General features: G+C 54.2%; 8 protein-coding genes and 2 pseudogenes. 6 read left to right on the top strand and 4 right to left on the bottom strand.

The window, feature by feature from the left end; genetic code table 11:
• Positions 1–124 precede the first annotated feature (124 nt).
• The 4 genes and pseudogenes from IGQ15_RS11990 to IGQ15_RS03295 form a co-directional block, all read left to right on the top strand.
• Positions 125–332: pseudogene (locus IGQ15_RS11990) on the top strand (ATP-binding cassette domain-containing protein); the annotation flags it as partial.
• A 174-nt stretch (positions 333–506) separates the two neighbouring features.
• Positions 507–656, top strand: a pseudogene (locus IGQ15_RS11985) (zinc ribbon domain-containing protein); the annotation flags it as partial.
• Positions 657–701: 45 nt separating this feature from the next.
• Positions 702–1,151 carry an FHA domain-containing protein gene (locus tag IGQ15_RS03300; protein WP_363315772.1) on the top strand — a complete coding sequence of 150 codons (450 nt, stop codon included), beginning with the start codon at positions 702–704 and terminating at the stop codon, positions 1,149–1,151.
• Between the two features lie 42 nt (positions 1,152–1,193).
• Positions 1,194–2,612 carry an FHA domain-containing protein gene (locus IGQ15_RS03295; RefSeq protein WP_297048635.1) on the top strand — a complete coding sequence of 473 codons (1,419 nt, stop codon included), beginning with the start codon at positions 1,194–1,196 and terminating at the stop codon, positions 2,610–2,612.
• 4 nt (positions 2,613–2,616) lie between these two features.
• On the opposite strand, the gene IGQ15_RS03290 is transcribed toward IGQ15_RS03295, so the two are convergent.
• Genes IGQ15_RS03290 through IGQ15_RS03280 form a run of 3 tightly spaced genes read right to left on the bottom strand, consistent with a single transcriptional unit; the run spans position 2,617 to position 4,556 of the window.
• A complete protein-coding gene (locus IGQ15_RS03290; RefSeq protein WP_297048633.1) occupies positions 2,617–3,741 on the bottom strand; it encodes a DUF4335 domain-containing protein in 1,125 nt (374 codons plus the stop codon).
• Entirely contained in the window at positions 3,741–4,343 is a 603-nt protein-coding gene (locus IGQ15_RS03285; RefSeq protein ID WP_297048632.1) for a DUF3038 domain-containing protein, read from the bottom strand. The genes IGQ15_RS03290 and IGQ15_RS03285 overlap by 1 nt, the downstream gene beginning before the upstream one ends.
• A 9-nt stretch (positions 4,344–4,352) precedes the next feature.
• Entirely contained in the window at positions 4,353–4,556 is a 204-nt protein-coding gene (locus IGQ15_RS03280; RefSeq protein WP_297048631.1) for a DUF751 family protein, read from the bottom strand.
• A gap of 492 nt (positions 4,557–5,048) precedes the next feature.
• Between IGQ15_RS03280 and metH the strand changes: the two genes are divergently transcribed.
• Positions 5,049–8,600: a methionine synthase gene (gene metH, locus IGQ15_RS03275; protein WP_297048628.1), complete on the top strand. Its 3,552-nt coding sequence runs from the start codon at positions 5,049–5,051 to the stop codon at positions 8,598–8,600.
• Between the two features lie 20 nt (positions 8,601–8,620).
• Here metH and IGQ15_RS03270 read toward each other — a convergent pair whose 3' ends face one another.
• Positions 8,621–8,755 (bottom strand): hypothetical protein, encoded by a 135-nt coding sequence (locus IGQ15_RS03270; RefSeq protein ID WP_297048627.1) that lies wholly within the window; start codon positions 8,753–8,755, stop codon positions 8,621–8,623.
• Positions 8,756–8,907: 152 nt separating this feature from the next.
• Between IGQ15_RS03270 and IGQ15_RS03265 the strand changes: the two genes are divergently transcribed.
• Positions 8,908–10,242 (top strand): four-carbon acid sugar kinase family protein, encoded by a 1,335-nt coding sequence (locus IGQ15_RS03265; protein WP_297048625.1) that lies wholly within the window; start codon positions 8,908–8,910, stop codon positions 10,240–10,242.
• The last annotated feature ends 7 nt before the right edge of the window (positions 10,243–10,249 follow it).

Here is a 10,249-nt window from a genome sequence, read left to right as displayed (position 1 = left end):
GATGATTTGCAGCAGACGGAGTCTCTTTCCAAAATCAATCAAGAGGATCTGATGCCCTTGTGCAATCTGCCAGGTGAATCTGTGGCAAACTCTGAAGAATCATTTAGGCGAGCCGGCACTACACCTGTCCCTAGAGCAGCAACAACGCCTTTGTCTGGCGCGGGCGATCGCCCTGCAACCGGAGATTCTGCTACTGGATGACCCCTGCATGGGGCTTGATACTGCTGCGAGGACAGACAGTGAGCCAACTGATTGAGTACGCCCCCGCACGCTTACTTTTTCAGAGGCCACAGCATCCCTTAACCTGCGATTATGTCAGTGGTCGTTTCTAATAATTCTCACTGAGCAGCAGTTTAGCGATGAACCCGTATAGAATTGGGGTGTAAAAGCTAACTTAAGTATAGAGACAGCTGACTTTTTTAGCTTTACTCTGGGAAGTAGAGAGAAACGATGGGTACCTTAATCTTAGGTTGGTTGGATCGGCAGTGGAATAGGTCATCATTTCTATGATCATCTGTTCCGAGTGTTTCCATCCCAATCCCATTGGTGCTGTTCAATGTGAAGCGTGCTTTTCGCCCATGCCCAGTATGACTCCTTGTCCAAATTGTGGTGCCCCAGTTCAACCAGACGCTAGTTTTTGTGGCCAATGTGGTTTCAATCTGCGTCGCCTTGCCGTCAGCACACCCCCAATGCCAGAGGTGATGCAACACACAGCAAGCGCTACACCAACAGTGGAGACCCTTGCCCATCAAGGCCGCCTGACAACGCTACCCCCGCCGCCCCCACCACCGGCTCATGTCTTCTCGGTTCAGATTGCCACCATTGAAGCCAAGCTGATTCATGTGCAAACTCGCACAGAACTGCGAATTCCCACAGGGCGTCCTGTCATTCATATTGGCAAGCCCAATGATCGGATTCCCCCCGATATTGATGTGGCTGGCTTTCCTAACTCAGAAATTGTCTCCCGTATCCACGCGGATCTGCGGATTGAGGGGAATGCCCACTATATTGAAGATGTGGGCAGTGCCAATGGCACTTACATTAACAATACTCCCCTTTATCCGGGCAATCGTCACCGCCTGCAATCGGGCGATCGCATTGCCTTAGGCAAGGGAGATTTAGTCACTTTTATCTATGAACGCATCTCCTAGTTCTTTAGAGTGTATTCAGGTACGCAGAGGCGGTTAAACAACGTGATTACATTGACATTACTCCATCCCGTTCAAGCCACCCCAGTCCAAAGCTGGACCTTTGAGAATGAAAATGTCATCCGTATTGGCCGAGCAGTCGATAATCACGTCGTGCTCTATAGCGCGGTGGTGTCGCGTCACCATGTGGAACTTCGTCGTAATGGCTTGCAATGGCAAGTGGTCAATCTTGGCACCAACGGCACCTATTTGGATGGCAAACGCATTCAGCAGGCAACCTTGATGGATGGCGGTATCCTGCGTTTGGCGCGCTCTGGGCCCAATATTCAAATTCGCCTCGGTTCTGATCAGCGTCCCGCCACTCCCAGTGCCCGTATGGAAACGGTGCCCGAAGGTCGCTTGGCGGATGTTGAGAAAGGCACCTATTCAGGGGAAGAAGAAGCCATCGGTACAGCCGCCGAACCCACGTCCCGTGCTGAAGAAAGCACTCCCACCGCCAGTAGTAGCAGTGTCACCGCCCAAGAGGAGGAAGAGGCTGAGTTTGCAGTGACAGGCCAACTGCCAGTTCATTTACTCAGCGAGTGGCGTGCTCCCCCCGATTGCCAGCACAAGCATGCCCAAGAGAACGATGTTTTTTGCATTGATTGCGGTGTGCCTCTGCGCGTCTGGAAAACGCTCGGTAATTACCAGGTTATTCGTGCCCTTGGTCAAAGCAACATTTATTTGGGCTGGCGCAGTGGCTTAACGGCAGTGATAAAGGGACATAGTCTTGCGGCGTCACGCAACGAAATCTCTGCCTTTCAGCGCCAGGCGCGGCAATTGTGCAAAATTGAGCATCCGGTCTTACCCCAGTTTTGGGAAGCCTTTCAGTGCGGCAGCGATTCCTACTTGGTCTCAGAAATGATCTATGGTCAATCCCTAAAACAGCGGGTTCAGGATCAAGGGCCAATGAACGTGATTGAGGTCAGTCGTTGGCTGATTCCTGTGTGCGAATTGCTTGAGGTGCTGCACCAGCAAGACCCCCCTGTGTTGCATTTGCACATTCGTCCCTCCAATCTCATTCATCCCTACGTCAAACGGGAAACAACAGAACTGGTGCTTGTGGGCTGGGGCAAAGCATCCGTCTTAACCTCTGACTCAGGGACATTCATTGGTACCGTGGGCTATTCGGCGCCAGAACAGCAGGAGGGAAAACCCGAACCCGCTTCAGATCTATTTGCCTTGGGGGCAACGATGGTGTACTTGCTTACGGGTTATGAACCGGAGACCTATTTCCGCTGGGGCACCCGTGAATATCGTCTCTATGCGGAGGACATTCCCCATTTGGATCCGCTAATGGTGGATTTAATTAACTGCTTGACCCACCCCGATCCTCGGGAGCGCTATCCCAATGCCGCTGAAGTCAGGAAACGCTTGCAGGAAATTGCGACGATTACTCCCGCCGTCTCTTCAAGTGCCTCATAGAACATCAATTTTCACCAAACACTTGCACGCTTCCAGAGGGCATTAAGACTAACCGCAGTAAGATCGGGCGATCGCCCCCAAAGGGACTCGCTAGAGGACTTTCCCGCAGTGGAATGGGCGTGCGATCAATAAAGCGAACTGCTGCACCATTGAGGGGCAGAGCTTGGGCAAGAGTGCCATCGGGGTTGAGAACAATGCGGTATTCCAAACTCGTGTCTAAACTAGCCGGCGGACGCCAACGGTCTTGAAAATAGGTTTTCACTTCCCGCAGGGTGATTGCAGGGATGGGGGTGGTTTCGGCTAGGGGGGTGATTATTGGATCAGGTTCAATACCGGCGGGCGCGCCGTCAGCGGGAGCTTGCACCACCACGTTATTTTGATCAGGGGGTTGTGGGGGAGGTGCCTTTTGGGCAACAGGGGGCGGGGGTGGAGCCGGCACGATCCTTGGGGGTGGCATTTCTGGCGGCGAGGGCAGCGGTACAAGGGTAGACGTTTCAGGGGCAGCCGGCGGCGGGCTAGGGAGGGGAGCGAGTTGTGGGGTTTCCGCAGGTTCTGGCAGAGGGGATGGCATCGCTAGGGGAGGCAAGTTAGGTTCCTCACCGGAAGTGACGACCATCGAAGCTGGAGGCATGAGCCAGCGTTGGGTAACAAGGGTGAAGGCAGCAACCACACCCACGGCCACCGCTGCACTTTTGGCCCAGATTGGGATTTGAGCAAGGATTGATTGGGCGCGCTCCACCAGTTCTGGCAACGGCTCCATGACGGCAGACCAGTCATCAAGAACAGTCACCAAGTCGTATAGTTCTGTCAGTTGCAGCAGAACCACCCGCCCATCAGGTAGATGGAGTTCATGTTCGAGGGGCGATCGCGATCGCAAAACAAAGCTGTCTATGGTGACTTCTGTCGGTGTTTGGTGATGGCTCAGGAAAGCCTCAATATACTCGTTGACCAGCGTTTTTAGTTGATAGAGCTGGCGATCGTTGCCCTCAAAGCTGAGTTTTTCTGCGACAGCCAGTGTAAAGTGGAGCGATCGCACCGGCGCACGGCGCAGCTTCTGACTGAAGGGCAAAAATTCAGCAGCGACATCCAGTTGGCAGGTGGGCTGAGAGTAGCTGAGGGTGGTACTCATTAGACATCGGAAGGGGGAAACAGGGTGGGCAATTCAAGGGCTGATGCAGGTACTGGCTCAGGTTCCACCAACGATAGCGAGGGGGGCGCGGGAGTAGTGCGTTCTAGCAGGGTGATCCAAAGGCGACGTGCCCCTTGGGGCGTACTGTAAAAGAACAAATCCACGAGTAAATCTAAGGCCAGTTGTGCCAATTTACTACCATCGCTGCTGTTGTCGGCCATTCGCTCTTGATACAAACTGGTGAAGCGGTCAATGTAATCCCCGAGAATGGGTTCTAAGTGGGGCGGGCGACCTTGACTCGTCTGCTGTTGCCAGCGTTCAATGGCGGTGCGGATGGTTTGCTGGTGTTGCTGCGCTAAGCGGCTGCAGATCAAGGCCAAGGCACGGGCTTCATCCACATCCAACTTACGTCGCCCATGACGACCTCGCCGCAGGGGACTCGATTGCCGCAGTCGCCATAACCCCACGCGATCGGGCAAATAGGCCTCAAACCCCATTGCTTCTGCCAATGTCAGTATCTCTGCTGAACCCACCTGCGCCAAGGCTTCGAGACTCAGCAAAATCAGGTCAATTTGTGCCTTGATGGGCAGGGAAGAGGCCATCGTGCCACCTTATGCAGCGGTTAAACCCAACATTGCGCGTAACGTCAATGCCACAAATGTGAGAAGTCCCACCATGAGGCCAATAAGGGCGATCGCGCTCAGGGGACGCTTAAACAGGGGCACCAATGGTTCGACGACATTCCACACTACCCCTAATAAGACAGTGACAAAGTAGCGTTGGTAGCGCAGAACATTTTCCCAAAAACCATCCATTGATTGCTGCTCCTAGGTTGGTGACGCCAGTGGGTTTGAAGTTGCTTTCATGATACTACTCCAGCGGAGTAGACTCTAGGGCAGCCACCCTCTCGGCCTATGCCACAGACATTTAACCAGGCGGCAGTCCAATTCCCGACCGCATGGCTAAGTTCTTGAGAAGTTTGTTGCAACTGGCAGCATATTCTTAGACTGATTGCGTTGATTGGGGCGATCGCTATGGCTGTTACCCACGCTATCAAGGCTGTTAAGTATGCTGCGATGGCGGTAAGCGTTTTCTTCTAGCACACAAAGAAAAGAGCAATACTGTCATTAAAAATAAGCTAACTAGTCGATTTCTTTGAGGGGTGTGTTCTCTACACCCCTATTTTTTGCGCAAGAAAGTTCAAGGCCGAGCTGCTTATCCTTGGAAAAAGGCTCATACCTCTCCCGAACAGCCCCAACAGATTAAAATCAAAGAACTCTCTGGTGCAAATCGGGTGGCCTTGGTGGATGTCTATGTCGTTTCTTGAGTATCTCCATGCAGAACCCCGGCGTGTCATTGTCTTTGATGGCGCAATGGGCACGAATCTTCAGGCACAAAACCTGACTGCAGAGGACTTTGGTGGCAAGGAGTACGAAGGCTGCAATGAATATCTGGTGATCAGCAAGCCAGAGGCGGTGGCCAAGGTGCATCGCGATTTTTTGGCGGCGGGGGCGGATGTCATTGAAACAAATACCTTTGGCTCATCCTCGATTGTTCTGGGTGAATACAATTTGGGCGATCGCGCCTACGAAATCAGCAAGAAAGCCGCCGAACTGGCCAAGTCCATGGCTGCTGAATTTAGCACTCCCGAAAAACCCCGCTTTGTCGCTGGCTCGATGGGTCCTGGCACCAAACTCCCCACCCTTGGCCACATTGACTACGACACCCTCTACACTGCCTTTCGTGAACAAGCCGCTGGCCTGTTTGATGGCGGGGTTGACCTATTTATTATTGAAACCTGCCAAGACGTGCTGCAAATTAAAGCCGCCCTCAATGGGGTGATGGCCGTCTTTCAAGAGCGCGGAGAACGCCGCCCCCTGATGGTCTCGGTGACGATGGAGCAGCAAGGCACGATGCTGGTTGGCTCGGAAATTGGCGCTGCCCTGACGATTCTGGAACCCTATCCCATTGATATTTTGGGACTCAACTGCGCCACGGGGCCTGACCTGATGACGGAGCATATCCGCTACCTCTCGCAGCACTCCCCCTTTGTCATCTCCTGCATTCCCAATGCTGGCTTGCCAGAAAACATCGGTGGCCACGCCCACTATAAATTGACGCCGATGGAATTGCGGCTTGCCCTCACTCGCTTTGTCGAGGACTTTGGGGTGCAAGTGATTGGCGGCTGTTGTGGTACTCGACCGGATCATATTGCAGCTTTGGCGGAGATTGCAGCGACCTTGACCCCCAAGGCGCGATCGCCCCAACGGATTCCTGCTGCCGCCTCGATCTACAGTCCTCAGCCCTATGACCAAGAGAATTCTTTCTTGATTATTGGTGAACGACTCAATGCCAGTGGCTCGAAAAAATGCCGCGATCTCCTCAACGCTGAGGACTGGGATGGCCTCGTTGCCCTTGCCCGTGCCCAAGTGCGTGAAGGTGCCCACATCCTCGATGTCAATGTGGACTATGTGGGGCGCGATGGGGTGCGCGATATGCGCGAGTTGGTGTCGCGACTGGTCACCAATGTCACCCTGCCCCTGATGCTTGACTCCACTGAATGGCAAAAGATGGAGGCGGGTCTCAAGGTGGCGGGGGGCAAGTGCCTGCTCAACTCCACCAATTTTGAGGATGGTGAACCTCGCTTTTACAAGGTCTTAGAACTGGCAAAAACCTACGGCGCTGGCGTTGTCGTCGGCACCATTGATGAAGAGGGGATGGCACGAACCGCTGAGAAAAAGTTTGCGATCGCCGAGCGGGCCTATCAAGCTGCCCTTGACTACGGCATTCCCCCCTACGAGATTTTCTTTGACCCTTTGGCACTGCCGATTTCCACAGGGATTGAGGAGGATCGGGTCAACGGACGTGAAACCATTGCCGCCATTCGCCGTATCCGGGCTGAACTCCCCGGCTGTCATATTTTGCTGGGGGTCTCCAATATCTCCTTTGGGCTGAACCCAGCGGCGCGGCAAGTCCTCAACTCGATGTTTCTCCATGAGGCGATGCAAGCAGGCATGGATGCTGCCATTGTCAGTGCTGCCAAGATTCTGCCCTTAGCCAAAATTGAGCCAGAGCACCAAGCGGTGTGCCGTGATCTGATCTATGATCGGCGGCGCTTTGAGGGGGATGTGTGTGTCTATGACCCCCTTGCCGAGCTGACCCGCCTCTTTGAGGGCAAAACCACCAAACAGGATCGCTCGCAGGTGGAGAACCTGCCCATTGAGGAGCGGCTAAAGCGCCACATTATTGATGGCGATCGCCTGGGTCTCGAGGACACCCTCGCCAAAGCCCTTGAAACCTATGCCCCCCTTGAAATTATCAATACATTCCTGCTCGATGGCATGAAGGTAGTAGGCGAACTCTTTGGCTCTGGGCAGATGCAACTGCCCTTTGTTTTGCAGTCCGCAGAAACGATGAAGGCCGCCGTCGCCTACCTCGAACCCTTTATGGAGAAATCTGCCACGGGGGACACCGCCAAGGGCACTGTCGTTATTGCCACGGTGAAGGGGGATGTCCATGATATTGGCAAAAACTTGGTGGATATTATCCTCACCAACAACGGCTATCGAGTCATTAACTTGGGGATTAAGCAACCCGTTGAAAATATCATCCAAGCCTACGAGGAGCATCAGGCAGACTGTATTGCCATGAGCGGCCTCTTAGTGAAATCCACCGCCTTCATGAAGGAAAATCTGGAGGTCTTTAATGAGCGGGGCATTACCGTTCCCGTGATTTTGGGAGGAGCCGCGCTGACGCCCAAGTTTGTCTATGAGGATTGCCAGTCTACCTACCACGGTCAAGTGATCTACGGCAAGGATGCCTTTGCCGATTTGCATTTTATGGATCGGCTGATGAGTGCAAAAGCCGCAGGCCAGTGGGACGATCGCCAAGGATTTTTGGATGGTACGACTGTTGCCACCCCAGAGGCAGGGAGCACACCCGCGATCGCCCCCGAATCCCCGTCGGTTGCTGAACCCGAAACGCCAGAAGTGGTGGATACGCGCCGCTCTGAAGCCGTTGCGGTGGATATTCCCCGCCCCACACCCCCCTTCTGGGGCATTCGTCACCTCAAGGCGGATCAGATTCCCCTTTCTGAGGTCTTTGCCTACTTGGATCTCCAAGCTTTGATTGCGGGTCAGTGGCAGTTTCGCAAACCCAAGGATCAAGACCGTGCCGCCTACAACGCCTTCCTTGCCGAGAAGGTCTATCCCATCCTTGAGGAGTGGAAACAGCGCATCCTTGCGGAAAACCTACTCCATCCTGAACTGATTTATGGTTACTTCCCCTGCCAAAGTGAGGGCAACACCGTCTATATTTACGATCCCCAGCGGGTAGGGGATAAACATGCTTGCGTCCCTGAGCGGGCGATCGCCCAGTTTACCTTCCCCCGCCAAAAGAGTGGTCGCCGCCTCTGTATTGCCGACTTTTTTGCCCCTGTGGAATCGGACATTGTGGATGTCTTTCCTATGCAGGCCGTGACCGTTGGTGAAATTGCTACCCAAGTGGCGCAGGAGCTATTTGCGGCCAATCAATACAGTGACTACCTCTACTTCCACGGCATGGCAGTACAAACGGCTGAAGCCCTTGCTGAGTGGTGTCATGCCCGCATTCGCCGCGAATTGGGCTGCACGCCTGATCCAGAATCGATTCGCGATATTCTTGCTCAGCGCTACCAAGGCTCCCGCTATAGCTTTGGCTACCCTGCTTGCCCGAATATGCAGGATCAATATACGCAACTGCAACTCCTCCAGAGCGATCGCATGGGGATGTACATGGACGAGAGCGAACAACTCTACCCTGAGCAATCCACCACCGCCATTATCTGCTACCATCCCGCAGCGAAGTACTTCAGCGTTTAGGCCTTATTTTTTCTGTATAGCTATTTAAAGATGCACCACATAGCCCCCCGATGCGATCGCGGGTGCACGTGGGTGATGCCCCACACCTGATGCACTTCCTCTAGGAGCCGCTGCTGATCGCGATGCCGCCAATAGTGAAAGGTAAGGGGAAGCATGCACATCAACGTCATTGTTGCTGTGGGTGGTAGTAAGTTATTTTCTTGGCAACTGTAATTGAAACAGTAGTGTCAATTGGCGGCAGTTGATTGCGGATGAGCGATCGCCCCAATGATAAACTGCAAACGAAAGAGTGTCGGAGATACCCGCGGTGACGCGCCCAAAAATTATTGTCCTAGATGATGACCCCACCGGTTCGCAAACGGTGCACAGTTGCCTGCTGTTGACCCGCTGGGATGTGGATACCCTCTGTCGCGGCCTCACCGATCCTGTGCCCATTTTCTTTGTCCTTAGCAATACCCGTGCTTTGCCACCAGAAATCGCAGCGGAGGTAACGCGCACAGTCTGCTGCCATTTGAAGGCGGCGATCGCCCAAACCGGCACAACCGATTACATTGTTGTCAGTCGCTCCGACTCCACCCTACGGGGCCACTACCCCCTTGAAACCGACGTGATTGCCGCTGAACTGGGTCCCTTTGATGCCCATTTTCTGGTGCCTGCCTTTCTCGAGGGGGGGCGCATTACCCGTGATAGCCAGCACTATTTGCTCGTTGAAGGTCAGCCTGTGCCCGTCCATGAAACGGAGTTTGCCCGCGATTCCGTCTTTGGCTATCACCACAGCTACTTACCCGACTATGTGGCCGAAAAGACCCAAGGGCGCATCCCCGCCACAGCCGTAGAGCGTTTTGTCCTTGCCGATGTGCGCAACCCAGAGATCCTGCTCAGCCGCTTGACGCAGCTAACTGGCAATGTCTGTGGGGTTGTGGATGCTGAGAGCCAAAGAGATTTGGATCAATTTGCAGCGGCAGTGCTTAAGGTGGCGAGTCAAGGAAAACGCTTTTTGTTCCGCAGTGCTGCCAGTTTACTGACTGCCCTCGCACAACTGCCCCCCCAGCCCACCCCCCCAGAAGCAATGGCCACCTATTGCCGCCCGGGTCGTTATGGCGCGGTTTTAGTAGGTTCCCACGTGCGCAAAACCACCGAACAACTCACTCTTCTGCTGGCGGAACCCGATGTGTTTCCCATTGAAGTGCCCGTGGCACGATTGCGCGACAGTGCGGCGGCTGAACCTGACATCATTAACGCAGTCTTGGCGGCGGTGGATCAGGCGATCGCCAGTGAGAAAACCCCCGTCATCTTTACCAGTCGTCAGGAACTCACCTTCGCGGATGCGGCGACACGGTTAGCCTTTGGGCAGCGAGTCTCGGAAGTGCTGATGGCGATCGTCCAGCAGTTGCCCGCCGATTTGCGCTATCTGATCAGCAAGGGGGGCATCACCTCCAACGATGTGCTGAGCAAGGGCTTAAACCTAGCCACAGTTCGCCTCTTGGGGCAAGTGATTCCGGGCTGCTCCGTGGTGCGCACAGGGGCTGATCATCCCCGTTTTCCAGAATTACCAGTGGTGCTATTTCCCGGCAATGTCGGCGATCGCGAGGCACTACGCAGGGTCTATCATCGCTTTCAAGGCAATGGCACTGCAGTTTAGGAATTAT

It is taken from the genome of Thermosynechococcus sp. M98_K2018_005 (assembly GCF_015295825.1).
Lineage (GTDB): Bacteria > Cyanobacteriota > Cyanobacteriia > Thermosynechococcales > Thermosynechococcaceae > Thermosynechococcus.
The sequence above is the reverse complement of the archived record's forward strand: the minus strand, read 5'-3'. Positions and strand labels throughout refer to the sequence as shown.

Excerpts from the sequence above, each read along its gene's own strand:
- IGQ15_RS03300 (WP_363315772.1), top strand. The coding sequence starts at position 702 with ATGCAACACACAGCAAGCGCTACACCAACAGTGGAGACCCTTGCCCAT.
- IGQ15_RS03290 (WP_297048633.1), bottom strand. The coding sequence starts at position 3,741 with ATGAGTACCACCCTCAGCTACTCTCAGCCCACCTGCCAACTGGATGTC.
- IGQ15_RS03285 (WP_297048632.1), bottom strand. The coding sequence starts at position 4,343 with ATGGCCTCTTCCCTGCCCATCAAGGCACAAATTGACCTGATTTTGCTG.
- IGQ15_RS03280 (WP_297048631.1), bottom strand. The coding sequence starts at position 4,556 with ATGGATGGTTTTTGGGAAAATGTTCTGCGCTACCAACGCTACTTTGTC.
- metH (WP_297048628.1), top strand. The coding sequence starts at position 5,049 with ATGTCTATGTCGTTTCTTGAGTATCTCCATGCAGAACCCCGGCGTGTC.
- IGQ15_RS03270 (WP_297048627.1), bottom strand. The coding sequence starts at position 8,755 with ATGCTTCCCCTTACCTTTCACTATTGGCGGCATCGCGATCAGCAGCGG.